The sequence below is a fragment of the Neorhizobium sp. P12A genome (genome assembly GCF_008365395.1).
Taxonomy (GTDB): domain Bacteria; phylum Pseudomonadota; class Alphaproteobacteria; order Rhizobiales; family Rhizobiaceae; genus Rhizobium.
Genome location: NZ_QOVX01000009.1, coordinates 207,027 through 233,091, shown reverse-complemented (window position 1 = coordinate 233,091; position 26,065 = coordinate 207,027). Strand labels below are relative to the sequence as shown.

Genomic DNA, 26,065 nt, shown 5'->3' with positions numbered 1-26,065 from the left:
GCGCAGCCAGGCGAAGGCAGCAGCCTCCCAGGAAAGCGGACGGCTGGCGAAGGAGATCACTCCTGTCACCATCCCGCAGCGCAAGGGCGATCCCATTGTTGTCGGCAAGGATGAGCATCCGCGCGCAACCACCATGGAAGCGCTGGCCAAGCTCGGCACCCCCTTCAAGAAGGAAGGCGGAACCGTGACGGCAGGCAACGCTTCCGGCGTCAACGATGGCGCGGCCGCCTTGATCGTCGCGTCTGAAGCTGCGGCCAAGAAGTATGGCCTGACGCCGATCGCCCGCATTCTCGGCGGCGCTGCCGCAGGCGTTCCGCCGCGGATCATGGGCATCGGCCCGATCCCGGCATCACGCAAGCTGATGGCTAGGCTCGGAATGACCCAGGAGCAGTTCGACGTCATCGAACTCAACGAGGCCTTCGCCTCGCAGGGCCTCGCGGTTCTGCGCGAACTCGGGATTGCCGATGACGATGCCCGCGTCAATCGCAACGGCGGCGCCATCGCGCTCGGTCATCCGCTTGGCATGTCCGGCGCTCGGATCACCGGCACGGCTGCTCTGGAACTCAAGGAAACCGGTGGCCGCTATTCGCTGTCGACCATGTGCATCGGCGTCGGCCAGGGCATCGCCATCGCGCTCGAGCGGGTCTAAAATATCGCTCAGGAAGCTCCAGGAGCCGGCGTCTCGATGGCGCCGGCTCTATTTTCTGTGGGCGCATGCATCACCTTAAGTCCCTTGTCCAAAGGGTGGGCTTGTCGCCCTATCTATTTGAATTTGCCACCGCAAGGAACTTTCGCGAAGGATTGACGTTGTCAATCCGCGGCGTGGCATGGTGAATACAAACTGCTTCTGCCTGCTGGAAGCGGCCGCACAAACGGCTCGTTGCAGCGGAGAACCGGGCGTGTCCGTTTGCGCAAAGTCATATCGGATCGAACCAGGCGGCGAGGCGCATTCCATGAGTTTTTCATTCTCGGAACTGGACTTCCTGAAGCCGGAACTCGGCGCGGAATTTACGGGTGACGGCACGCATTTTGCCGTCTTCTCCGCGCATGCGGAGCAGGTTGAGCTTTGTCTTTTCTCCGAGGATGGAAAAGAGGAGGTCGCGCGCCTTCCGCTTCCGAAGCGAGAAGGCGACATTTGGTCCGGTTACATTGCCGGGATCAGCCCCGGAACCATCTATGGCTATCGTGCACACGGGCCATATGATCCGAAGGCCGGACATCGCTTCAACCCGAACAAGCTGCTGCTTGATCCCTATGCCAAGCAAATCGTCGGCGACCTTGTCTGGGATGATGCCCTGTTCGGCTATACGATCGGCGGAAAGGGTGGTGATCTGTCCTTCGACAAGCGTGACAGCGCTCCCTTCATGGTCAAGGGCGTCGTCCAGAATCCGCAGTTCGATTGGGATGGCGACAAGGCGATCCGCAGGACATGGACGGATACCGTCATTTACGAAGCCCATGTGCGCGGCATGACGATGACGCATCCTGATGTCCCCGACAAGCTCAGGGGCACATTCCTTGGCATGTGCAGCGAGCCGATTATCGCTCATCTGACTAAGCTTGGCATTTCGGCAGTCGAGCTGCTGCCGATCCAGTACTTCCTCGACGACCGCTATCTGCTCGAGAAGGATTTGCGCAATTATTGGGGCTATCAGACGCTCGGTTTCTTCGCGCCGCATTCCCGATATATGTCGGGCAGCAAGATCACCGAATTCAAGACCATGGTGAAGACCTTCCATGCCGCCGGCATCGAGGTCATCATGGATGTCGTCTATAATCATACCGCCGAGGGTTCCGAGCGTGGCCCAACGCTCTCCTTCCGTGGTCTCGACAATCTCAGCTATTATCGCCTGTCGCCCGACGAACCCAGACACACCTTCGACACCACGGGCACAGGCAATACGCTGAACGTTGCGCATCCGATGGTGCTGCGCATGGTGCTCGACAGCTTGCGCTACTGGGTCGGCGTCATGCACATCGACGGCTTCCGCTTCGACCTCGCCAGCACGCTCGGCCGGGAATATATGGATTTCGACCGTGAAGGTGGCTTTTTCGACGCAATCCGGCAGGACCCCATCCTGGCCGGCGTAAAGTTGATTGCCGAGCCGTGGGATGTCGGTGAAGGCGGTTATCAGGTCGGTGGATTTCCGCATCCTTTCCGCGAATGGAATGACAAGTTTCGCGATGGCGTCAGGCGCTTCTGGAAGGGTGACGACGGTCTGGTGTCGAAGCTTGCTTCTCGCATCACTGGATCTGCTCGGCAGTTCAATCATTCCGACCGCGGCGTGACCACGTCGATCAATCTGCTCAGCGCTCATGATGGCTTCACGTTGATGGATACGGTTTCCTACAACGACAAGCACAACGAGGCGAACGGCGAGGACAACCGGGACGGCCATTCCGATAATCACTCCGACAATATGGGTGCCGAAGGCGCCACCGATAATGATGAGATCATCAAGGCGCGCGCCCGCCGTCGCCGCAACATGATGGCGACGCTGATGCTTAGCCAAGGCGTTCCGATGATCCTCGGCGGCGATGAGGTCGGTAATAGTCAGGGCGGCAACAACAACGCCTATTGTCAGGATAACGAGATCGGGTGGACGGATTGGACCGGCTTGAACGATCCCTTCGTCGACTTCTGCAGCAAGGCGATCGCTTTTCGCAAAGCGCATCCCGTCCTTCACCAGGAGCGCTTCCTGACAGGTGAGACGGATGAGAATGGCCGCGTCGAGATCGCCTGGTACAAGCCTGACGGCAATTTCATGGATGATGGTGCATGGCAGGACGGCGGTCTTCGTGTGCTCGGCGTCTATCTCGGCAAGAGCATCCATGCTGCCGAGACTGACACCATGGACGATCTGTTTCTGGTGTTCAATTCCGGTGGCGATTGCGAATTCACGCTTCCTTCGGTGAACGATATCAAGCATTGGCAGCGGATTGCCGATACCGGTGCGGAGGAGGCTTTCTCCATCCATCCGGTTGATGGCGCGGCCATGGTCTACGGTGCCAGCGTCGCAATTTTCGCACCACGAACGAAGGAGAGCGCTCCGCCGGAGGGCAAGAAGCCGGAGCGTCGCCGCTGGTTTCACTTTGCAAGACTGGTCAGGAGACACTGATGGGATTTGGCATCGACGACAGCCTCATCTTCGATCTCGGGCTGGTCTATGTCAGCGACAGCGAGCCCGGCATCAGGCGATACCGCAAGGGCAGGGGTTTCTGTTACAGATTACCGGACGGCAGCCTGCTCGGCGAGGAGGCGCGTCGACAGAGGATCGCTGCGCTCGGCCTGCCGCCGGCCTACAACGATGTCTGGATCTGCTTGCAGGAGAACGGCCATCTGCAGGCGACGGGTTTCGATGCGCGGGGACGCAAGCAGTATCGCTACCATAAGGATTGGCAATCCTTCCGGAGCGTGGAGAAATTCGATCAGCTCGTGGATTTTGCCCGGGCGCTGCCCCAGATCCGTCGCACCGTCATTCGTCATCTGGATGCGGGTCCGGAAGACATCAACGGCATATTGGCGGCTTTGACGACCTTACTTGATGAGGCGCATCTGCGCGTGGGTAACCGAACCTATCTTGAGCAGAACGGCACATACGGTGCGACGACGTTGCTGAAGAAGCACCTCAAAATATCGGACGGCAAAATGGAACTCCGATTTGTCGCCAAGGGCGGCAAACGCGTCCAGCGCAGTCTCAAGCATCCGCGGTTGCAGAAGGTGCTGGAGGAAATCGCCGACCTGCCAGGCCGCCAGCTGTTTGTCTGGAAGGATGAGAACGGCGAGCTGAGGCCGATCGATTCAGGCCGGCTCAATGCATATCTGGCGGAGATTTCTGGCATTACGGTCTCTGCCAAGACCTTCAGAACCTGGGGTGGCTCTCTCGCCGCTTTCGGTGCCGCTCGCCGCGCCATCGAGGCGGGCAGGCGGCCAACGGTCAAGGAGATGTCGGAGGCTGCGGCGGAGGTGCTACACAATACGCCTGCGATCGCCCGCTCAAGCTATATCCACCCTGGAATCATAGCGCTTGCCGACAAGGAGCGAGCATTGACAGAAAGCGATCTGCAAAGCCTTCACGAGCCGCTCAGAGGACTGCGCGCCGAGGAAAACAGGCTTCTGGATTTTCTCGTCAGAGCCGGCGAGGAGGCTGGCAAAACTCAGCCGCTGAAAAAGGCCTCGTAGGTCAAACCGGTTATTTTACAAACGGGATCAACGCCGGCGTCGATGCACGGTAATCGTCGTAGGCTGCGCCAAAGGTTTCCGTCATCCAGCGCTCCTCGACGCTGACGCGCCGCAAGAAGGAAAAGAGGACCAGTGCAACAGCGATGATAGCGGCCGAATTCCCGCGAGCAATGGCCGAGCCGACGATCGCAAGCAGAAGACCGGAATAGATCGGATGACGCACGATGGAATAGGGGCCCGTGCGCACGAGATCATGATCCTGCTTGACGGTTATGACGCCACTCCAATTGCGGCCGATATGGTAGCGCGCCCATATCGCAAAACAGAGGCCGACGACGACAAGAGCGGCGCCCAGGATAAAGATCCCAAGCGTCCCGGGAAAAAGCCGAGCAGTCAGAAAATCCGGCCAGATCGGCGGCGATACCAGCAGAAATGCCGCAAGCCAGAGCGGCAGCGTATTCGACAGCCGAGACAACGGGTCTTCATGACGAACGGTCTGCTTGACGCGCCAGGCTGCGAGAAACCAGATCAAAGCCCAGATTACCCAGCAGACCGGAATGAACAAAGCCAAAGCCAGATGCATGCACACTCCTATTATCGACCATGAGCTTCAATAGCCGCTTTCCGGGGCCGTTTCATGAATGGAAGACTTGCCTTTAGCGAAAAACATCGCTGATCGATGTCAAATGCCGGCCAAAGAAATCACCCAGATAATAAGTGCCGAAGCTCCAGACCCCAGCCCATATCGCCGCGCCTGCTATGTTGGCCATTGCGAAATAGCGCCAGGGCATGGCGGCGGAGCCAGCCACCAGTCCATTGAGCTGGCGCAGGATGACGACGAAACGAGCCCCGACAACGATGATTGGCCCACGTCGCTTGAAAAGGTCTTGCAGTTTCTCGAGCCGCTCCGGCGTTAACTTGACAAGTGGCCCGTAACGCTGGAGCAGCGGTTGGCCGCCGAAATGCCCGATCGCGTAGCCGGTGCTGTCTCCGAGAACCGCGGCAACCCATACGACCAGGAAGACGTCGATGATGGAAAAATCGCCCCTTATCGCCAGGACAGAGGCACCGATCGTTGCGCTTTCGCCAGGTAGCGGCGCGCCAAAGGATTCGAAATAGAGAATAATGAAAAGGGCAATCAGCCCGTAGTCGCGCACGAAGGCTTCGATCAGCAGGGTCGTCTCGTGCAGGAAGGTCACTCTTGCTATCCGATCATCAGAGTTAACGGAGTGACCCGCGTTCCGCCACTAGCTGTGGTTTGAGCGGGACAAATATAGCAGAAGAAGAATCCTCAATATGTCAACTGACCGTCGAACCATGCCGGATATGATCCGGCATGGTTGTGAGCATCGTCGGGCGCTTATTCAGCCGGAACGATCTTGCCGTCTTCCCACTTGTAGAGCGAGAAGCTCTGCGAGGTGAGGTCGCCGGTTTCGCCGTAGGTCACTTTGCCGATTGCGGTCGCGACCGGTTCGCCGGACTTCAAGGCAGCGGCGACGGCCATGGCGTCATCCGCGTTGCCGACCTTCTCGATACCGGCCTTGATCACTTCGACGGCAGCATAGGCGTTCAGCGTGAAGGCTTCAGGCGGAATGTTGCGGTCCTGCAGGGCCTTGGCTGCTGCCTGCGAGTCCGGGTTCTTCAGCGCGTCCGAAGCATTTGTGAACACGGTGCCAGCTGCGGCGCTCGTGCCGATCGTCCAGAACTCGGTGTTCGAGAGACCGTCGCCGCCGATCAGCGTGATATTGGCCGACAGGTCATGCAGCTGACGAACGAGCAAGCCGCCTTCCGGGTGGTAGCCGCCGAAGTAGACGACATCGACATTCGCTGCCTTCAGGCGCGTGGTGAGAGCGCTGAAGTCCTTGTCGCCGGGGGTGATTGCGTCGTTGAGAACTTCGGTCACGCCGCCCTTGTTCAGGGTTGCCTTGAAGGCGTCGGCCAGGCCCTTGCCATAGGCGCCCTTGTCGTTAACGATCGCGACCTTCTTGCCGGGGAACTGCTTCAATACGTAGTTTGCGGCAACCTCGGCCTGCTGGTCGTCACGGCCGCAGGTGCGCAGCACGTTCGGCAGGCCACGCTTCGTCAGGTCCGGCGCGGTGGCCGTCGGCGTCACCATCAGGATGCCGTTTTCGGCAAGCGCGTCGGAAACCGGAATGGCGACGCCCGAAGTAACCGGTCCTACGACGTAGTGAATGTTCTCGCCGGCAAGCTGGTTGGCTGCGGAAACACCCTGCTTGGGTTCGCCGGCATCGTCTGCCAGCTTGAGGACGATTTTCTGGCCGAGAATGCCGCCCTTCTTGTTGATCTCGTCAACTGCAGTTTGCGCGCCGTTCTTGACCTGCTCGCCATAGGCGGCAACCGGTCCGGTCAGCGGAGCAACAAGGCCGATCGTGATGTCGGCATGCGCCATTGGAGCCAGCGCCATCGCGGCGGCGAAGGTTAGGCCGCTGAGTGTTTTCAGAGTCATGTCTTCTCTCCTTGGATGGTTCGGCAGAACCCTTGTAAACACCCGCAACGTCCTCGGGCGCACGCTGCCGCGTACACTTTCGGTAAAAGCAGACTTGGGGCCCCTCCGAAGAACCTTTGGGTTATTTTTTGATCTCAAAGGCCTTCTGCAGACATTTTCTTTAGAAAACCGGCCGCGATTCCGCAACAAAATAACATTTTTTGCGCGATTTTGCCGCCGCGGCAGAACTTGCCGATCCGGCGCTTGAATCTACACCCAAGCAACCGGACGGCCGAATGAAATTTCTTCCTTTCCGTCAATGTCATAGAAACTTGTGACAACAGTCATGCGGGTGAAACACTCCGCCTTCAAACAGCGCCCTCACAGCGGGGCCTTACGCGGAAAACGTTCCCCTCCTGCCGTCCGGATGCCTGAGCGCAATCGCAAGCAGCATCCCGTCTTCGGCGGAGGTCGTTCCCGACGTCTGATCCCGATTTTGCAAGATGATTTTGGTTCGACGGCGCGCATGCCGGCGAACGCCTGTCCGTTATCGCTCCGATCCGCAGGCGCTGGCCGGTGCGACCATAGAAACAAAGGAGATACCCATGGTCAATATTACCCGCCGCAGCGCGCTCGGCATGGCGACAGCCGCTGCCGGCTCGCTGATCCTGCCGCGCTTCTCGATTGCCCAATCCGACACCCGCCCGTCCATTACGATCGCGGTTCAGAAGATCTCCAACACCAATACGCTCGACCCGCTGCGTGAGCAGTCGAATGTCGGCCAGCGCATCTTCAATTCCTCGCTCTGGGAAAACCTGATCGGCATCAACTGGCTCGGCGGTCTCGTTACCCGTCCGGAGCTTGCAACGGAATGGCGCCGTATCGACGACCAGACGGTCGAGCTGAAGCTGCGCCAGGGCGTCAAGTTCCACAATGGCGACGAGATGACTGCCGAGGACGTCGCCTTCACGTTCAGCAAGCAGCGCATGTTCGGCGAGACCCAGCCGAGCACGGGCAAGACGATCTACATAAACGACACGAATCCGCTGCGCAACGAAGGCAAGGATCTGCCGCCTGAAGTTCCGGCGACCGCCCGCCGTTTCTGGCCGGCACTGCGCGGCGTCGAGGTTGTCGACAAGTACACCGTTCGCTTCGTCAACGGCTCGCCGGATGTCACCATCGAAGGCCGCCTGTCGACGGTTGCCAGCGCCATCGCCAGCCGCCGCGGCTGGGAAGACTCCAAGAGCTATCTCTCTTGGGCCCGCGCGCCGATCACGACGGGTCCGTACCGCGTCGTTGATTTCAAGCCGGACACCTATCTCGTCTATGAAGCCCATGACGATTACTGGGGTGGCCGCCCGCCGCTGAAGCAGATCCGCTTTGTCGAAGTTCCGGAAGTCGCATCGCGCGTCAACGGCCTGCTTTCGGGCGAATATCAGTTTGCCTGCGACATCCCGCCGGACCAGATCAGCGGCATCGAGAAGAACGCTGCTTTCGAGGTTCAGGGAGGTACGATCACCAATCACCGCCTGACCGTATTCGACAAGAACCACCCGCAGCTCGCCAACCCGCTGGTTCGTCGCGCCTTCAGCCATGCCATCGACCGGCAGGCGATCGTCGATTCACTTTGGGCCGGCCGCACCGTCGTTCCCGCCGGCCTGCAGTGGGACTTCTATGGCGACATGTTCGTCAAGGGTTGGACCGTGCCGGAATATAACCCGGACATGGCGCGCCAGCTCCTGAAGGAAGCCAACTACAAGGGCGATTCGATCCCCTACCGCCTGCTCGACAACTACTACACCAACCAGACGCCGACGGCGCAGGTTCTCGTGGAGATGTGGAACCAGGTCGGCCTGAACGTCGAGATCGCCATGAAGGAAAACTGGCAGGCGATCCTCGAAAAAGGTCCGACGCGCGGCGTGCGCGACTGGTCGAACTCGGCAGCCTTCAACGATCCGGTCTCTTCCATCGTTGCTCAGCACGGCCCGAACGGTCAGCAGCAGCAGGTCGGTGAGTGGACGAACCCAGAGATGAATACGCTCTCGACGTTCCTCGAGACCAGCACGGACCGCGTCAAGCGTCATGACGCCTTCGCCCGCATGCTGCAAATCTGCGAACGCGAAGACCCCGCCTATACGGTCCTGCACCAGAACGCCGTCTTCACCGCCAAGGCGAAGTCGATCAAGTGGAAAGCTGCATCGGCATTCGCCATGGAATTCCGCCAAGGCAACTGGGCCTAAGGAAACAGGCGGGCCGGGAGCAATTCCGGCCCGTTCCCTCATGGCGGGCGCGACCGCATGGTTGCTGCGCCGCCCATACAATAATACCAAGGAGGCAGAAATGCCGTTGGTGGAAATCTCCAATCTGACTGTCGCCTTCAGCGGCACACGAGTTCTGCACGGTATCGATCTTTCGATCGAGAAGGGTGAAGCCGTCGGCTTGGTCGGTGAGTCAGGCTGCGGCAAGTCGGTGACATGGCTGGCAGCGCTTGGCCTTCTGCCGGGTAAGGCGACGATATCGGGCGACGTCTGCATCGGAGACCAGCAGCTTGTCGGCGCTTCCCGCACGACGCTGGAAGGCGTGCGCGGTGGTCGCATCGCGATGATCTTCCAGGATCCGTCCAGTTCGCTCAATCCTGTCATCCGCGCCGGCCGACAGATCGCCGAGGCCGTCGAACTGCATCGCGGCCTGACGGGCAAGGCGGCACGCGACGAGACCATCCGGCTGATGGAACTGGTCGGCATTCCCGATGCTCCACGCCGTTTCGATAATTTTCCGCATGAATTCTCCGGCGGTCAGAACCAGCGCCTGATGATTGCCATGGCGCTTGCCGGCAATCCGGATCTCCTGGTGGCGGACGAGCCGACGACGGCGCTCGACGCGACCATCCAGGCACAGATCCTCGATCTCCTGATTTCCATCAGAGCAGAGACCGGCATGGCGATCGTCTTCATCAGCCATGATCTCGGCGCCGTCTCGCAAATCTGCGAGCGCGTCAATGTCATGTATGCGGGCCGCATCGTCGAGCAATGTTCGACGGAGGCGTTGTTCCAGTCGCCAAGGCACCCCTATACGCGCGGCCTGTTCGATGCGATTGCGCAAATCGATGGCGGCCGTGAGCGTCTTGTGCCAATTCCAGGAACGGTGCCGCAGCCCGGCAGGCTGCCCGGTGGTTGTGCCTTTGCGCCGCGCTGCACCCATGCGTCGGAACTCTGTCACAACACCATCCCGCAGCTGGTGGGCGATCGCGACCGGCGAGCAACGGCCTGCTTTCATCCGATCGGGATGTCAGGCGCGAACCTGCGCGTCGTTTCCTCCGTTCAGGGAGCGACGGTGGCATGAGCAATCTGATAGAAGCCAGCGATCTGGTCAAAACCTACGCCTCGCGCCGCAGCCTGTTTGGCAAGCCCTCCATGGTGCGCGCCGTCGACGGCGTGTCGCTTTCGGTCGCGCCGGCAACGACGCTTGGAATCGTCGGCGAATCCGGTTCGGGCAAATCGACGATGGGGCGTCTGCTGCTCGGTCTCGAAACGCCGACGGAAGGGAGCGTACAGTTCGATGGCCAGGCCATGCCGCCGCTGGAAACAGCTGCATGGCGCAAGCACCGTGCCCGCATGCAACTGGTTTTTCAGGATCCGCTGGCAGCACTCGACCGTCGCTTGCCGATCGGCCAGCAGATCGGAGAGCCGCTTGCGGTTCACGGCATAGGCACCGATGCCGAGCGGCGTGAGCGCGTGAGCTCCTTGCTGGCTGCCGTCGGCTTGCGCCGCGATCAGGAATCCAGCTACCCCCATCAGCTTTCCGGCGGTCAGCGCCAGCGCGTGGTGATCGCCCGCGCCATTGCCAGCGATCCGCAGCTTCTCGTCTGCGACGAACCGGTTTCAGCGCTCGATGTCTCCATTCAGGCGCAGGTGGTCAATCTCCTGCGCGACCTGCAGGAGACGCGCGGCATCGCCATGGTCTTCATCAGCCATGACCTGAAAGTTGTGCGAAATGTCGCCGATCGCGTTGCCGTGATGTATCTCGGCCGCATCGTCGAGGAAGCTTCGTCGGAGGATATATTCCGCGAGCCTCTGCATCCCTATACCAGGGCGCTGGTCTCGAGCGTTCCGGTGCCGGGAGCGGCTCTGCGCGACCGCGTCATCCTTCAGGGCGAACCGCCCAATCCGGCGGCCCGACCATCAGGCTGTGCCTTTCATCCGCGCTGCAGCGTCGCGGTGGCGCGCTGCCGAATCGAGGTTCCGCTTCTTAAGCCTGTGGACGAAGGCCGCAAGGCCGCCTGCCATCTGCTCGATACGCAAACAGACGACACTCTTTCGGGCCGGTGATCATGCTTCGCTTCCTTCTCTTCAAGGCACTTCGCGCGATCGTGACCATCATCCTGGTGGTGACCTTTGCTTTCGTCGTCCTGCGGATGTCCGGCGATCCGGCCGTCATCATTCTGGGGCCTGATGCGCCGCCGGATGCCATCGCCGCCTTTCGCCACGCATGGGGGCTGGATCAGCCGCTATGGGATCAGTATCTGCGCTATTTCGCGGCGATCGCCCGAGGCGATCTCGGCGTCTCGATGCGCGACGGACAGTCGGCGATCAAGCTCGTCATGGAGCGCATCCCGGCAACGCTGGAGCTGACGGTTCCGGCCTTGATCCTCGAATTGCTGATCGGCATCTCCGCGGGTGTCTATGCCGCCCTGCATCGGGAAAGCCTTGTGGACCGTTCAGTCATGACTGGTGCTGTCATTGGCTTCACCATGCCAAGCTTCGTGCTCGGGCTGGTGCTCGTGCTGATTTTCTCGGTGACGCTCGACTGGCTGCCGTCGGGCGGCCAGGATAGTTGGGTACATGCCATTCTTCCCGTCGCGACGATGACGGTTGGTGGTGTCGGTATTTTGGCCCGCGTCTCGCGCAGCGCCATGATCGAAATTCTCGGCCAACCCTATATTCGCACGGCAAGCGCGAAGGGCATGCCGTGGCAGAAGGTCGTCTGGCGGCATGCGCTGCCGAATGCCGCCATCCCTATCGTCACGATTGCTGGTTTCATGGTCGGGTCGCTGATCGCCGGCGCCGTTGTTGTTGAATCACTGTTCTCGTGGCCCGGGGTCGGCCGGCTTCTGGTCGTCGCGGTATCGAACCGCGACCTCGCCGTGGTCCAGTGCATCCTGCTGATGGTCGCGGCGACCATGGTCCTCTCCAATTTCGCCGTCGATATTCTCTACGGCTATCTCGACCCTCGTTTGCGCAACAGCGAAGCCAAAGCCTGAGTAAGGAAAGACCATGGCTGATATCTCCCTCCCATCCGGCGTGGCTTCGAGCGAAAAGAAAAAACGCAAGCGCTTTTCGCTCTTCGTTGCTGCCGGGCTGCTCTGGATTGCCGCAATGATCCTCATAGCCCTGACGGCGGATTGGATCAGACCGTTCAACATCACGGCCTTCGATCTCAAGAACAGGCTGGCGCTGCCGGGCAACCCGGTCCATCTGCTCGGCACCGACGAGCTCGGCCGGGATGTTCTTTCCCGCCTTATCGATTCAATCCGCATCTCCCTGGTGATCGCCTTCGGCGCGACGCTGATCTCGGCCTTCTTCGGCACTCTGCTCGGTTTTCTTGCTGCCTATTTCCGCGGGATCGTCGAACATTTCGTCCTGATGCTCGCCGACTTCCAAGCGGCGATGCCATTCCTGATCATGTCGCTTGCGGTGCTTGCCTTTTTCGGTAGCTCGTTGCCGCTCCTGATATGTCTGATGGGTTTTTATGGGTGGGAGAGGTACACGCGCATCGCACGCGGTCTTGCGATATCGGCGAGCAAGCAGGGATATGCCGCTGCTGTAACGCAGATCGGTGCCAGCCCGACGCGGGTCTATCTCAAGCACATCCTGCCGAATATTGCGTCGACGCTAATTGTCTCGATGACGCTCACGTTTCCGGAGATCATCCTGACGGAAAGCAGCCTGTCATTTCTCGGACTCGGCGTGCAGCCGCCGATGACCAGCCTTGGCAACATGGTCGGTTATGGGCGGGAATATATTACCCGGGCGCCCTGGATCATGCTGACGCCATCCTTCGTCATCATGCTGACCACGCTGTCGATCAGCATCGTCGGCGACTGGCTCCGCGACAAGCTGGACCCGACGCTTTCCTGACGTACCGCGTCTCAGTGCATCCCGCCGCCTTCGCCGCCCTTCAGGTCGATGTTGCGTAGAATGAGCGCGAGCGGGATTGCAACGGCTGATATGAGGGTGAGCGTATAAAAGACGTCGATATAGGCCAGATAGCTCGCCTGTGTCTGGACCTGCTGACCGATCCAGGCCGTCGCCCGCGACCCTGCGTCAACGGTCGTCGCGCCCTTTTGCGCGAAATAACGCGTCATCGCCTGCATCGTCTGGTGATAAGCCGGATCGGACGGGACGACATGCTCGACAAGCCGGCTTTGGTGCCATTGCTGGCGATGGGCAAGGACATTGGATGCGATTGAGACGCCGATCGAGCCTCCGATATTGCGGGCGGCGTTGATCATGGCCGAGGCCTGGTCCGTCTGGTCCTTGCGCAGGCCGTCGTAGGAGGCTGCGGTGATCGCAATGAAGATCAGCGGCAGTCCCAATCCGATATAGACGCGCGACCAGACGAAGAAAGCGAAATTCAGATCGGCATAAAGCCGGGTCAATCCCCACATCGATCCCGCGATGATCGCAGCTCCGACAGCAATCATGTATTTAGGCTGCACGATGGACGTCAGGCGTCCCGCGACAAACATCATCGCCATCGTCACGATGCCGCCGGGCGAGAGGGAAAGGCCGGCCCAGGTGGCGGTGTAGCCGAAATTCTGCTGTAGCACCTCAGGCAGAAATTGCGTTGTGGCGATCAGAATTGCCCCGGTCGCCAGCATCACGATGAAACACGAACCGAACTGCCGGCTGGCAAGCAGGCGGACATCCAGAATAGGGTTGGTTTTCGTCAGCAGCCATATGATAGCCAGAATGAGAGCCGCCACGCATATGGCCGTCGTAACGACGATGAAGTTCGATCCGAACCAATCTTCGGTCTGGCCGCGGTCTAACACCAGTTCCAGGGAGCCGAGAAAGGTCGCTACCAGCGCGAAGCCAATGATATCGAAGCGAGTGCCTTTTTTTCGCATCTCCGCGCGTTCCTTGCGCAGCGATTCCGGCTCTCGAACGAGGAAATAGGCCAGTGCAAAAGACAGGACGCCAACCGGGCCATTGATCAAGAAGCACCAATGCCAGGAGAAATTGTCGGAGAGATAGCCGCCAAGCGTCGGTCCAACGACGGGGGCGACCACGACTGCGACACCGAACATCGCAAAGGCCTGTCCGCGTTTTGCTGGTGGAAAGGAGTCCGCGAGAATGGATTGCGATATAGGCACCATGCCGCCACCGGCGAAGCCCTGGATCATCCGGAAGATCAGCAGGCTTTGAAGATTCCAGGCCAGGCCACACAGGATCGAGGTTACGGTAAAGGTGGCGAGGCAAAGGAGATAGAAGCGCCGGCGGCCATAGCGCTTTGCAATGAAGCTGCTGGCGACCAAAACAATCGCATTCGAAACGAGATAGGTGGTCACCACCCAGGATGCTTCGTCCGAGCTGACAGCAAGTCCGCCCGAAATGTAGCGCAATGCGACATTGGCGATCGTCGTGTCGAGCACTTCCATGAAGGTCGCCGTCGACACCACCATTGCAATGAGCCATGGATTGGGAATGCGCGCCGCGGCGTCGGCACCCTGACCGCCTGCGATATCCGTCATGTCAATTCCTCGGCCGTACCGTCACTGTCGGGACCACGGACATTCCCGGCCCGATAGCGACGTCACTCGGCCAGTGGTCGACAACGATTTTGACAGGCACGCGCTGCGTTACCTTCACATAATTGCCTGTGGCGTTTTCTGCCGGCAGCAGCGAAAAGGCGGTTCCGGACCCCGGTTGGATGGAGTCGATCTTTCCGGTAAGCTTATGATCCGGATAGGCGTCGATCGTCAGATTGACAAGCTGGCCGGGGCGCATATCCGTCAACTGGGTTTCCTTGAAGTTCGCTGTGATCCAGACGTCGTCCGGAACGAACATCGCTATGGCCTGACCTGCATCGAGATATTGGCCCTTCGCGCCGGTCAGCCGCACCACGCGGCCGGGCTGGGCGGCAACGATCGTCGTGTATTTCAGGTTCTGTTGCGCTTCCTCGACCTGGGCCTGGGCCTGGGTCAGGCTGGCAATCGCGCTCGACTTCTGGGTTTTGACGGCCGCTTCATTCTTCAGTGCCGAGGTCACGCTGGCCTGCGTCTGGGCGAGATTTGCCTGATCCTGATGAAGGGTCGAGACCGCCTGTTGCGTGGTCTGAAGGCTACCGGCGCCCGACTTGACCAATTGCTGCTGCCGGTCGGCTTCGTCCTGAGCATATTGGAGGGCTGCCGTTGCCGAGTTTTGCTGTGCCCTTGCCTGCTCGACCGACGCACCTGCCACGGCGATCTGGGCATCGGCATTCTCGATCGAGGCCTGCGCTGCCTGCGCCTGACCCTGTGCCTGATCGAGCGCGATCTGATAGTCGCGGGGATCGATCTTGAGGATGACGTCGCCAGCCTTGATGTGCTGGTTATCCGTCACGGGTACCTCGGCCACATAACCGGATACTTTTGCCGCAACGGAGAAACTTCTCGCGTCGACAAATGCGTCGTCGGTGGACTCGTAAGGATGGAAATAGATCAGCCAGACGATGTAGCCAATGATGATGAGGGCAATAATGGCAATGATGGCAAGCACGAGCCCGAAAGGGTGCCGACGGATGAAAGATGGCTTCTTCTCCTGATCGGCATCACCAGCGTTTCCGCCTGTCTCCTCTTTCCTGCCTCTGTTGTCGTCGCTTTCTCTGCGCTTGCCGGCATCCTCGGCTTGGCTGGGAGTCTGCTCCCGCTCGTCGTCGGCAACGTTAATCCTATCCTCTGACATACGCTCGAACACTACCTGCTGTTTATCAACAACTCAGGTAGGTGGATCACATCCGGAGGAAGGCAAGCCTAACGTTGGCGGAGGAGAGCCGCGCTGGCGATGCGTTTCTTTCCGCTCAGCTCTGGACGATGCGTCTTGCCGAACGGCTGATCGCCGCCTCGTTTGCCATAACGTCCTGCAGAAAACGATGGAGCAAGGCGTTGAATTCGTCTGGTTTTTCCCAGAATGGTGCGTGACCGGCGCCCTGGATGATCTGAGGCGCGTTGCCGAACAGTAGCGGCACGTTCAGGCCGGCTATATAGCTTGCCCTAACGAATGGATCATCCGATCCTTCGACGAAAGCGATCGGCACGGAGGCCTGTTCCGCCGTTCGTCGCTGATCCGCTCCTTCGCCACGCATCATGCTCTGGGCAAACCTTGCTCTGGCCCTTCCGTCAGCGCGCATGATCAGCTCACGGAATGAAGGTTCGTTCGTCGTTCCGAAACAAAGATGCTCGAAGCGATCGCGGTCGCGCTCCGAAAAATGCGGCTTTGAAGCCAGCAGCATGTCGAAGGACGGGTGAAAGCCGCGCAGCATGCCGATAAGGCCCCGAGGAACCGGCGGCGCGCCGCTGAGCATGAGCCCCGCTATATTCGTGCTCCGGCTTGCCATTTGGATGGCGACGTGGCCGCCAAGCGACCAGCCAAGGACAGCAAGCCTCGGTATGGCGAGTTGCTCGATCACCTCGTCCATGCAATCGGCAAGGCCGGCGATCGAATAGGTTGATAGTGGATTTTCAGCATTGTCGGAATCGCCGTGGCCGGGCAGATCGACGGCGATGAGACGCCATGCGTCCGCAAGCGGGCTTTTCAGCTGCTTTTCAAAGATCTTCCGAGACCACGAGGAGCCATGGATCATGAACACGGGAAAACCCGCTCCTTCCGTATCGCTTATTCTGACGGCGCCGTGGGAGGTGTGGATTGTGCGCTCGACGATATCCATGGGAGGTCGACCCTTTGAGGAAACTCCCGTCAGCTATCGCACACTCATGTCTACAGACCGTGCACAGCTATCGTAAAGGAACGTCTAATTCGTCGCATGAGCCTTGCCTTAATGAGACATGTGTCTAATTCTGGAACACACGCGATGATCGGGTCGCAACCATAGAGAGAGGCATGTCAGAATGGAATTCATGCTCGACCTTGCTGTTTCGGTCGTCAGCTTGCTGGTCGTCGGCTTTTATACCTGGTCGCTGAGGGGGCATTTTTACTCGCCGAAGATGGCGACCGGAGCGAAGCTTATCTCCGCAGTCGTTATCGCGACCACGCTGTTTTTTCTCTATCTCGCCTGGTACGAACACCAGGTTGCCTGGGTTCAGATCACCGGTCTAGTGATAGAAATATGCGCCGCCGCGCTGTTCTGGTGGGCGGTCTCAGCATCGCGCAAGGCGCGTCTGCGCTTTGCGTTCGATCCTGACCATCCTGACAGCATCGTGACGACAGGCCCCTACCGATATCTCAGGCACCCGTTCTATACGTCTTATCTGATGTTCTGGTCGGGATGGGCGATAGCCTCATCGTCGACATGGGCTGTCGTTCCCGTCATCGCCTTTGTGATTATCTATGTGAGCGCGGCTCTCGGCGAGGAGAAGAAATTCTCCAAGTCCCCGCTTGCCCCCGAATATGAAGCCTATCGCCGCAAGACCGGCTTTCTCATACCGCGTTTCGACCAGCGGTAGTCATTTCGGTTTGGATTTCGCCTGGTGTAGAGGTCGGCGGCCGGCTGGCTCCTCGCGCCCGCCGCCGTTGCCCGGTCAATGCATCGTCAGCCTTGCTTCTTTGGCAGCGGCGATGAATTCGGCTCTTGCCTCCTCGGCTGTCTTGCGGCCATCAAGTGCTGCACGGCAGGCGCTGCGTGCCTTTAGGAACCGGAGGCCGCGGATGCTGGGCCACATATCTGTCAGGCAGACCAGCGCTTCGAAGGGGTTCTGCACGACCTTCGAACCTTCCTGGGCGAAGGAAACTTCGACCGGGCTTTTCCATTTGAGATCCTTCATGGGCGTTCTCCATTGTCTCATGTCTGGGCATGAAACGTTGCTGAGATGAGGCGGGTTCCAATCGTTCCGCAACTGCCATTCGGACAGCATATCCGGTGGCAATTCAAAGGGATTGGAAGTCAGTAAGTTCGGATGAAAGAAGTGAGATGATTGCTGCGGCGCCGTTCTCTGTGGCAACGCCTGCTTCTTCGGCAGCGTCCATGAAGGCCGAACGCGCTCCGTCCTCCGCCATATGCTTCTCGGCTACCGCAGCACAGGCGGAGAGTGCGCGTTGGTATCGATATCCATAGGTTGTGGGCCATTTGTCGGCAAGGACTGCCGCCGCCTCGCTGGCATTGCTTACAATCAAGGGACGATTGATATCGGGAAGGTGGATGGTAACGGCGGTAGTCCAGTGTCCGGCATTCATTACTGCAAATCTCGCATGCGTTATAAATCTGCAGGCAAACGCGGTGAGTGCAGGATAGTTCCAATGTGACGTCGTTTTATGCGTCGATTGGAAGCCGGGCCTCCTTCGCCGCGGCAATGAAAGCCTCTCGAGCGGCCGCCGGTTTGCGCCGTCCGTCGAAGACTTGTGCGAACACTTTCAGCGCCTCGTCAAAGGCAGCGCCTTCATGTCGAGGCCATGCGGTAAAAAGGCAATCTGCAGCATCCATCACGTTTCTGACTTCACGCGGCGATTGCTTGCTTCTGAGTTTAACTTTGACGGCTCCATCCCAGGATTTAGCGTCCATGATTCCATACCTCCTATGGGGGTAATGAGGGCAGGAATCTTTTGTTCCGATTTTTATGCCTCGACCGCGGCGGCACTAGGACGCCTGAGGGACCACCGGCCGTGCAGTTTTGCCAGCATGAGATAGATGATCGGCGTGGTGTAAAGCGTCAGGATCTGCGAGACGATCAGGCCGCCAACGATCGTGATGCCAAGAGGCCGGCGCAACTCGGAACCTGGCCCGGTCGCGATGATGAGGGGGATTGCGCCCATCAGCGCCGCCAGCGTCGTCATGAGGATTGGCCGGAAGCGCTTGAGGCAGGCTTCGTAGATCGCATCCTCGGAGGAAAGCCCGCGATCGCGCTCTCCCTGCAAGGCAAAGTCCACCATCATGATGCCGTTCTTCTTGACGATGCCGATCAAGAGAATGATGCCGATAAATGCGATGATCGTCAGCTCCGTGCCGCTGATGAAGAGGGCGAGCAGGGCGCCGAGGCCCGCCGAGGGCAATGTCGAGATAATGGTTAGGGGATGAGCCAGGCTTTCATAGAGAATGCCCAGCACAATATAGACTGCCAGCAATGCCGCCAGCAGCAAAAGAGGCTGGCTCCCGGTGGATTGGCTCACATTCGCAGCGTCACCGGCGAATTCGGCGTGCAGCGAATCCGGCAGGTGCATCCCGAGCACGGCTTTCTGGATGCTGTCGTTGGCGGCTTCCAATGTTGTACCGAGCGCAAGGTTGTAGGAGATTGTCACCGACGGGAACTGGCCCTGATGGTTGACGACAAGCGGCGCCAGCGTCCGGTCGATCGAGGCGACACTGCCCAGGGGGATCTGCGTGCCATCCGCGGCCGGCACATAGAGATGCGAGATATCGCTTGGGTCCCGGGCATAGTTCGGATCGGCCTCCAGAACCACGCGATACTGGTTGCGCTGCGTATAGATGGTCGAGACCTGCCGCTGGGCAAAGGCGTTGTTGAGCGCACTGTCAATGGATTGAATGCTCACCCCGAGGCGCGAGGCTTCGTTGCGATTGATGTTGACGGTCGCCTGCAGCCCGTTCGGTTGCCGGTCGGTCGCGACATCGGTCAGAGCAGGGTCGGCCTGCAACCGTTGCATGACGCGCGGAGCCCACTCCACCAGTTCGTCGTAATTCGCGTCCCAGAGGGTGAATTGATACTGGGATTGAGACGAACGCGCACCGGCGCGGATATCGCCGGGTGAAAACAGGAATGTACTGAGCCCCGGTATGGCGGAAAGGGATTTGCGCATACGCTCGATCACCTGATCGGTCGGGATGCGTTCGTTGATTGGCTTCAGGGAAATCTGCAACTGACCGCGATTGACGGAGCTTGAAAAGCCACCGCCACCGACCGAAGAGCCGATACCCGAAACCGCCGGATCCTCTGCGGCGATCGCGGCCGCCTTGCGCTGCAGTTCCACCATGGCGGGATAGGAAATGTCGGTTGCCGCCTGCGTGCTCCCTTGGATGAAGCCGGTATCATCCTGCGGAATAAAACCCTTCGGCACCTTGACGTAGAGAAAGACCGTCATGGCGATGCAGGCGAAAAGGATCAGGATGGTCAGCACGCGGTGGTGCAGCACAGCCTTCAGCGTGCGGCCATAGAAGTTAGTAGTGGCTTCGAGCGAACCCTCGATGATCCTGCCGAAGAAGCCAGGGCGGGCATGGATATCATGGGCGCGGAGGCGATGGGCGCAGATCATCGGCGTCAGGGTCAGCGACACCAATGTCGAGACCACGATCGTGAAGCCAAGCGTCAGCGAAAAGGTCTGGAAGAAGCGGCCGATGATACCGCCCATGAAGAAGAGCGGGATGAAGGCCGCGAGCAGTGAAAAACTAATGGAGACGACGGTGAACCCGATCTGTTTGGCGCCCTCGAGAGCGGCCGTCATCGGCCTCATGCCTTTCTCGAGATTGGCATAGATGTTCTCGATCATCACGATGGCGTCGTCGACAACGAAGCCGACGGAGACGGCGAGCGCCATCAGCGAGAGATTGTCGATCGAAAGTCCCCAGAGCCACATGGCGGCAAAGGTGCCGGCCAGCGACAGGGGGACGGTCACACCGGCGGCAAAAGTCGGTGTTGCGCGTCGCAGGAAGGCGAAGACGACACCCATGACCAGGAAGATGGTCGCAAGCAGCGTCCATTGCATGTCTGTGACGCTGGCATGGATCGTCGTCGTACGGTCGGAAAGCACGTCGAGATGGATGCCGGCGGGGATGAGCCCTTGCAATTCCGGGATCAGCGCCTTCACGCCGTCGACGGTGGAAATGACGTTGGCGTTTGCTTCCTTGGTGACGTTGAGCAGCACTGCGGGCTTGCCGTTGTACCAGGCGTCGGAGCGGCTGTTGCGGACACCAGGTTCCACCGTCGCGATGTCGGAGAGGCGCACGGCCGTGCCGTCACCGCTATGCACGATGATGCGTCCGTAGTCCTCAGGCGTTCTCAGCTGGCTGTTAAGCGCGATGGAAAAAGCGGCACTGTTGCCGTCGATCGAGCCGGTCGGCCCCATCGTATTGGCGTTGACGATTGCCGTGCGGATGGCATCGAGCGACAGGCCCATGGCCGAAAGCCGATCGGGATCGAGTCTCACGCGCACCGCAGGCTGATCCGCGCCGCTGACCGACACTTGCCCGACGCCGTCCACTTGGGAGATGCGCTGCACGATGACGGAATCGGCCGCATCGTAGATGGCGCTTGGGGAGACGTTATCCGAGGTCAGCGCTAGGATAATGATCGGGGCGGCGTTGGGATTGACCTTGCGCAGGGACGGAAGGGTCGGGAGATCACCGGGCAGATCGGTCGCCGCCGCGTTGAGCGCCGCCTGGACATCCTGGGCAGCACCGTCGACATTGCGGGAGAGATCGAACTGGATGAAAATACTGCTCGATCCCAGCGAACTGACTGACGTCAATTGAGTCACGCCGGCGATGGTGCCCAGCCGTCGTTCCAATGGGGCTGCCACGCTGGCGGCCATGCTTGCGGGGTCCGCACCCGGCCGGCTTGCCGAGACGACAATCGTCGGCAAGTCCACGGTCGGCAGGCTTGCGACAGGCAGAAAATGGTAGGCGACGAAACCGAGGATCATCAGCCCGATTGCCAGGAGCGTCGTGCCGACAGGCCGCTTGATGAAGGGCTCGGAAATATTCATATGCCACCGCCCAATTCGCTGGCCTCGGGGGCAGCCGCACCCGTCGGGCGACCGACGACGCGGGCGCGTAGCCGCTCAAGAGCGAGATAGATCACGGGGGTCGTATAGAGCGTCAGAAGCTGGCTGAGCACGAGGCCGCCGATGATCGAGATACCGAGCGGAATGCGCAGCTCCGCGCCGGTGCCCTGCGCGAAGGCCAGCGGCAGCGCGCCGAAAAGCGCGGCGAGCGTAGTCATCATGATCGGGCGGAAGCGCAGGATCGACGCCTTGATGATCGCCTCGCGCGGCGGCAGTCCCTCGGTTCGCTCCGCTTCGAGCGCGAAGTCGATCATCATGATCGCATTCTTCTTGACGATACCCATCAGGAGCACGATGCCGATCAGGGCGATGATCGACAGATCCTGCCCGAAGAGCATCAGCGCCAGAAGCGCGCCGACGCCGGCCGAGGGCAGGGTCGACAGGATCGTGATCGGGTGTACCGCGCTCTCGTAGAGCAGGCCGAGCACGATGTAGATCGTTATAACTGCAGCGAGGATCAGCCAAGGCTCGCCCGCAAGCGAGGAGGCGAACTCCTGCGCATCGCCGGAATAGTTCCGCTGAACGGAGCTCGGCATATTGATGTCTTGCTCAGCAGTGCGGATTTCGCTGACGGCATCGCTGAGTGAGGCACCCTTGGCGAGATCGAAGCTCAGCGTGACGGCAGGAAACTGTTCGTCGTGGCTGATGACGAGCGGCGCCGTCGTAAAGGATGCGGTCGAAAATGCGTTGAGCGGCACCTGTGAATCATTGGCGCCGGCAACATAGAGCTTGTCCAGCGATTTCGGATCGGACTGATATTGAGGGGCTGCCTCAAGAATGACGCGGTACTGGTTGACCTGGCCATAGATCGTGGTGATCTGGCGCTGGCCGAAGGCATCGTTCAGCGTATCGCTGACCGCCTGCATGGAAACCCCAAGTCTAGAAGCCGTCTCTCGATCGACATTGACCATAATCCGGCCGCCGCCGGTCTCGACTTCCGAACTGACGTCGATCAGTTTCGGACTTTGCTGCAGGCGCTGTGCCAGTCTATGCGACCAGTCTACCACGGTGGCCGTATCGGTTCCTGTCAGCGTGTATTGATAGGGCGCGCGGGCCACTCGTGTGCTGATACTGATGTCGCGGACGCTCTGGAAAGTGACATGCACGCCCGGAATGTCGGCGACTTCGACGCGTAGCCGATCGATCATTTCATCAGCGGATGCGGTCCGCTGGTTGCGCGGTTTCAACACCAGCGTCAGAGAGCCGGTATTGAGGGTCAGATTGGAGGCGCTGGCTCCGATCACTGAGACGATGCCGCTTATATCGGGATCGGTGCGAAGCCGCTCCGTTACTGCTGCCTGCGTCTGCTTCATGGATTCGAACGACGTCGTCGGCTCGGTCTCGATCACCGCCGTTATCAGGCCGGTGTCCTGTGCCGGCAGAAAGCCCTTCGGAATGACGATATAGAGCGCGATCGTCGCGGCGAGCGTAATCGCCGTCACGATCAGCATCAGCGCGCTTCGATCGACCGCCCAGACGAGACTGCGCTGGTAGCCGGAAACCATCCAGCCCATGGCACGATCCGCACCGGCGAGCAGCCCACCACGACCCTCCTTCGGCTTGCGCAAAATGCGGGCGCACATCATCGGCGTCAACGTCAGCGAGATGATTGCGGACACGACCACAGCGATCGTCAGGGTGAGAGCGAACTCCCGGAACATGCGCCCGACGATGCCGGTCATGAACAGGAGCGGGATGAAGACGGCGACCAGGGAGACGGTCAGCGAAATGATCGTGAACCCGATTTCGCCGGCGCCTTTCAGCGCCGCCTGCATGGGGCTCTCGCCTTCCTCGATATGGCGGGCGATGTTCTCGATCATGACGATCGCATCGTCGACCACGAAACCCGCGCCGATCGTCAGCGCCATCAGCGAAAGATTGTCCAGGCTGAAGCCCGCGAACCACATGATGGCGAAGGTGGCGATCAAGGAGAGCGGCAAGGCGACGCCGGCGATGAAGGTCGCCGTGATCGTGCGCAGGAACAATAGAACGACCAGGATGACGAGCCCGATGCTGATGCCGAGCGTCCATTGCACGTCATGGATGGAAGCCCGGATCGTTTCCGTCCGGTCGTTGACGATATCGAGCGAGACACCGGCCGGAAGCGCCTGTTTCAGCCGCGGCAATTGCGCGAGCACGCTTTCCACGGTTTGAATGACGTTGGCGCCGGGCTGGCGCATCACGTCGATGATGACGGCGGGATCGCCCTGATACCAGGCACCGACACGGTTGTTCTCCAGGCCTTCGACGACGTCGGCGACATCTTTAAGCAGGATCGGCGCATTGTTGCGATAGGCGACGATGACGGATTTGTAGATCTCGGGGTCGACGATCTGGTCGTTGGCAGCCAGCGTGAACGACTGATGCGTTCCGTCCAGGGAGCCTTTGGCGCCGGCCACACTGGCGCTCGAAATGGCGGTGCGAATATCTTCAAGCGCCAAGCCATAGGAGGCAAGACGCGGCAGGTCGGCCTGGATCCGGATAGCGGGACGAACGCCGCCCTGGATGCTGACGTCGCCGACGCCCGACACCTGGCTCAGGCGCTGCGCCATCATCGTATCGGCGAAATCGCTGAGATCGCGGATCGAATAGCTCGACGAGCGCAGTGCTAGCGTGACGATCGGCGTATCGGCCGGATTGACCTTCGAGTAGGTCGGCGGGTAGGGCAACGTCTTGGGGAGGGTGGAGCCCGCTGCATTGATCGCCGCCTGGACGTCCTGCGCAGCGCCATCTATGTCACGGCCGAGATCGAATTGCAGCGTGATCTGGCTGATGCCGAAGGCGCTCGACGAGGTCATCGAGGCAAGCGACGGAATCTGGCCGAGCGGACGTTCCAGCGGCGCCGTGACAAGTGCCGCCATCGTATCGGGGTCGGCGCCCGGCAACTGTGTCGTCACGCGGATCGTCGGGAAGTCCACCTGTGGCAGCGGCGCAATCGGCAGGAAGAGGAAGCCGAGTGTGCCGCCGAGCAGGGTCGCCACGGCGAGCAGCGAGGTGGCGATCGGACGGTTTATGAAGAGTGACGAGACACTCATTGCGGTTGCGCACTCGGAATGGCTGATGTTGTGTCGGGAGACGTGGCGGCGGTTCCGTCGCTACCTCTACGGTGGCCGCCGCCCTCGCCATTGCCTTTGCCGCCTCCCTGCTCGCCATTGTGCCGGCGGTGTGGTTGTTGGCCGTTGTTATCGGCAGCGGGTTGCTGGGCGTTCGGTGTGCCCTCAGTCGCCGGTGCGGAAACTTCGACCTTGGCGCCGTCCTGCAGGCGGGCAAAGCCCGTGGTGACCACCTGGTCGCCCGGGACCACGCCGTCAGCGATCACGGCCTGGACATCGTCCTGCTGGCCAACTTTGACCGGCTTCATGGAGACGGTCTGATCCTGCTGTACGATATAGACGAAGGTGCCGTTCGGTCCGCGCTGCACGGAAGCCGTGGGAACCACCGTGACGCCCTTCATCGTCTCGACGAGCAGGCGTGCATTGACGAATGCGCCGGGCCAGAGCGTCAGCTTCTCGTTCGGGAAATTCGCCTTCAGCTTTACCGTTCCGGTCGTCGGATCCACCTGATTGTCGACGACAGTCAATGAACCGCTGTCGATCACCTTGCCATCACCGGAGATCGCCTGCACTGAAAGGGTTCCGGTCGCACTTGCCGCATTGATACGGCCAAGCTGCTGTTGGGGGATGGAGAATAGCACCGAGATCGGCTTGATCTGGGACAGGGTGACGATGCCGGTCGTATCGGTGGAACTGACGAGATTGCCGACGTCGACGTTGCGAATACCGGTGCGCCCGTCAATCGGGGCTTCGATTGTCGTATAGTCGAGCGTTGCCTGGGCGCTTTCGATCGCGGCCTGATCGGACTGGACCTGTGCCTGATACTGGGCGACAAGCGAGCGTTGCGTATCGGCCTGCTGTTGCGTGCCCGAAGCAGTCTGGACCATCCGCTCGTAACGCTCGAGATCAAGCTGCGCGTTCCTCAGCAGCGCCTCGTCCTGCGCCTTCTTGGCAACCGCCTGGTCTCTTTGGGCCTTGTAGACAGCGTCGTCGATCCGGGCGATCACGTCGCCCTTCTTGATGTCCTGACCTTCCACGAAGTCGATCTCAACGATCTTGCCGTTTACCTGAGGGCGCACGGTGACCGTGTTGAGCGCCTTTACGGCGCCGACGCCATCGACATAGACGGGAACGTCGGCGGCCTTCGCCTCGGAGACGAGGACGGGTGTCGGGCCTTGTCCCTGTCCAAAGGCGCGCCGCCCCGCGCCACCACGCCTTTGGCCGCCCTGCTGACCAGCCTGCTGACCCGCCGAACCATGGGCTCCTGCGGAGGAGTTCTGCGCCGTCAGGCGATCATATTCGCCTTTGAGACGGTCACGCTCCACATATGCACCGACGCCCAACGCACCGACTACCGCAACCAGCAAAAAGACCCGAAAAGGGCGTGCCATTCAAATACCTTTCTTAGCCGCCCCCGAAAGAGCCATAGTGACACGAC

General features: G+C 60.2%; 20 protein-coding genes. 9 read left to right on the top strand and 11 right to left on the bottom strand.

Annotated features, from left to right (window positions below):
• From DTW90_RS23510 to DTW90_RS23500, 3 genes are all read left to right on the top strand, one after another.
• Nucleotides 1-649 (top strand): acetyl-CoA C-acyltransferase (locus tag DTW90_RS23510; RefSeq protein WP_149340483.1); only part of this gene is annotated, 649 nt, incomplete at its 5' end.
• 304 nt (nucleotides 650-953) lie between these two features.
• Entirely contained in the window at nucleotides 954-3,119 is a 2,166-nt protein-coding gene (glgX, locus tag DTW90_RS23505) for a glycogen debranching protein GlgX (RefSeq protein ID WP_149341299.1), read from the top strand.
• Nucleotides 3,120-3,130: 11 nt separating this feature from the next.
• Entirely contained in the window at nucleotides 3,131-4,183 is a 1,053-nt protein-coding gene (locus DTW90_RS23500) for a DNA topoisomerase IB (protein WP_149341316.1), read from the top strand.
• Between the two features lie 10 nt (nucleotides 4,184-4,193).
• On the opposite strand, the gene DTW90_RS23495 is transcribed toward DTW90_RS23500, so the two are convergent.
• The 3 genes from DTW90_RS23495 to DTW90_RS23485 all read right to left on the bottom strand — a co-directional run bounded on the left by DTW90_RS23495 (nucleotide 4,194) and on the right by DTW90_RS23485 (nucleotide 6,650).
• Nucleotides 4,194-4,766 (bottom strand): isoprenylcysteine carboxylmethyltransferase family protein, encoded by a 573-nt coding sequence (locus DTW90_RS23495; RefSeq protein ID WP_132526456.1) that lies wholly within the window; start codon nucleotides 4,764-4,766, stop codon nucleotides 4,194-4,196.
• A gap of 73 nt (nucleotides 4,767-4,839) precedes the next feature.
• Complete coding sequence (locus DTW90_RS23490) at nucleotides 4,840-5,382, bottom strand: DedA family protein (RefSeq protein WP_132526454.1); 543 nt, start codon at nucleotides 5,380-5,382, stop codon at nucleotides 4,840-4,842.
• A gap of 161 nt (nucleotides 5,383-5,543) precedes the next feature.
• Nucleotides 5,544-6,650, bottom strand: a complete 1,107-nt coding sequence (locus DTW90_RS23485) for a branched-chain amino acid ABC transporter substrate-binding protein (RefSeq protein ID WP_132526452.1) — start codon at nucleotides 6,648-6,650, stop codon at nucleotides 5,544-5,546.
• Nucleotides 6,651-7,234: 584 nt separating this feature from the next.
• On the opposite strand from DTW90_RS23485, the gene DTW90_RS23480 reads away from it, so the two are divergent.
• From DTW90_RS23480 to DTW90_RS23460, 5 genes are all read left to right on the top strand, one after another.
• Nucleotides 7,235-8,869: an ABC transporter substrate-binding protein gene (locus DTW90_RS23480; protein WP_149341297.1), complete on the top strand. Its 1,635-nt coding sequence runs from the start codon at nucleotides 7,235-7,237 to the stop codon at nucleotides 8,867-8,869.
• A gap of 100 nt (nucleotides 8,870-8,969) precedes the next feature.
• Complete coding sequence (locus tag DTW90_RS23475; RefSeq protein WP_149341296.1) at nucleotides 8,970-9,971, top strand: ABC transporter ATP-binding protein; 1,002 nt, start codon at nucleotides 8,970-8,972, stop codon at nucleotides 9,969-9,971.
• A complete protein-coding gene (locus DTW90_RS23470; protein ID WP_149341294.1) occupies nucleotides 9,968-10,957 on the top strand; it encodes an oligopeptide/dipeptide ABC transporter ATP-binding protein in 990 nt (329 codons plus the stop codon). Before DTW90_RS23475 ends, DTW90_RS23470 begins: the two co-directional genes overlap by 4 nt.
• 2 nt (nucleotides 10,958-10,959) lie before the next feature.
• On the top strand, nucleotides 10,960-11,889 hold the full coding sequence (locus DTW90_RS23465) for an ABC transporter permease (protein WP_149341292.1): 930 nt from the start codon (nucleotides 10,960-10,962) through the stop codon (nucleotides 11,887-11,889).
• Between the two features lie 13 nt (nucleotides 11,890-11,902).
• Complete coding sequence (locus tag DTW90_RS23460) at nucleotides 11,903-12,766, top strand: ABC transporter permease (protein ID WP_149341291.1); 864 nt, start codon at nucleotides 11,903-11,905, stop codon at nucleotides 12,764-12,766.
• Nucleotides 12,767-12,777: 11 nt separating this feature from the next.
• Here the strand turns inward: DTW90_RS23460 and DTW90_RS23455 are convergent, their stop codons facing one another.
• The 3 genes from DTW90_RS23455 to DTW90_RS23445 form a co-directional block, all read right to left on the bottom strand.
• The gene (locus DTW90_RS23455; RefSeq protein ID WP_149341289.1) at nucleotides 12,778-14,382 is read right to left on the bottom strand and encodes a DHA2 family efflux MFS transporter permease subunit; all 1,605 of its coding nucleotides are present in this window, start codon (nucleotides 14,380-14,382) and stop codon (nucleotides 12,778-12,780) included.
• A gap of 1 nt (nucleotide 14,383) precedes the next feature.
• Nucleotides 14,384-15,574 (bottom strand): HlyD family secretion protein, encoded by a 1,191-nt coding sequence (locus DTW90_RS23450; RefSeq protein WP_132526438.1) that lies wholly within the window; start codon nucleotides 15,572-15,574, stop codon nucleotides 14,384-14,386.
• 115 nt (nucleotides 15,575-15,689) lie between these two features.
• Entirely contained in the window at nucleotides 15,690-16,556 is an 867-nt protein-coding gene (locus DTW90_RS23445) for an alpha/beta hydrolase (protein ID WP_149341287.1), read from the bottom strand.
• 181 nt (nucleotides 16,557-16,737) lie between these two features.
• Here DTW90_RS23445 and DTW90_RS23440 point away from each other — a divergent pair, with 181 nt between their 5' ends.
• The gene (locus tag DTW90_RS23440) at nucleotides 16,738-17,292 is read left to right on the top strand and encodes an isoprenylcysteine carboxylmethyltransferase family protein (RefSeq protein WP_149341285.1); all 555 of its coding nucleotides are present in this window, start codon (nucleotides 16,738-16,740) and stop codon (nucleotides 17,290-17,292) included.
• 75 nt (nucleotides 17,293-17,367) lie between these two features.
• On the opposite strand, the gene DTW90_RS23435 is transcribed toward DTW90_RS23440, so the two are convergent.
• The 5 genes from DTW90_RS23435 to DTW90_RS23410 form a co-directional block, all read right to left on the bottom strand.
• The gene (locus DTW90_RS23435; protein WP_132526432.1) at nucleotides 17,368-17,610 is read right to left on the bottom strand and encodes a DUF982 domain-containing protein; all 243 of its coding nucleotides are present in this window, start codon (nucleotides 17,608-17,610) and stop codon (nucleotides 17,368-17,370) included.
• 103 nt (nucleotides 17,611-17,713) lie between these two features.
• On the bottom strand, nucleotides 17,714-18,019 hold the full coding sequence (locus DTW90_RS23430) for a DUF982 domain-containing protein (RefSeq protein ID WP_132526430.1): 306 nt from the start codon (nucleotides 18,017-18,019) through the stop codon (nucleotides 17,714-17,716).
• A gap of 378 nt (nucleotides 18,020-18,397) precedes the next feature.
• Nucleotides 18,398-21,496: an efflux RND transporter permease subunit gene (locus tag DTW90_RS23420; RefSeq protein WP_149341284.1), complete on the bottom strand. Its 3,099-nt coding sequence runs from the start codon at nucleotides 21,494-21,496 to the stop codon at nucleotides 18,398-18,400.
• Nucleotides 21,493-24,609 carry an efflux RND transporter permease subunit gene (locus DTW90_RS23415; RefSeq protein WP_132526424.1) on the bottom strand — a complete coding sequence of 1,039 codons (3,117 nt, stop codon included), beginning with the start codon at nucleotides 24,607-24,609 and terminating at the stop codon, nucleotides 21,493-21,495. The genes DTW90_RS23420 and DTW90_RS23415 overlap by 4 nt, the downstream gene beginning before the upstream one ends.
• The gene (locus DTW90_RS23410; protein ID WP_132526422.1) at nucleotides 24,606-26,018 is read right to left on the bottom strand and encodes an efflux RND transporter periplasmic adaptor subunit; all 1,413 of its coding nucleotides are present in this window, start codon (nucleotides 26,016-26,018) and stop codon (nucleotides 24,606-24,608) included. The genes DTW90_RS23415 and DTW90_RS23410 overlap by 4 nt, the downstream gene beginning before the upstream one ends.
• Nucleotides 26,019-26,065 lie beyond the last annotated feature (47 nt).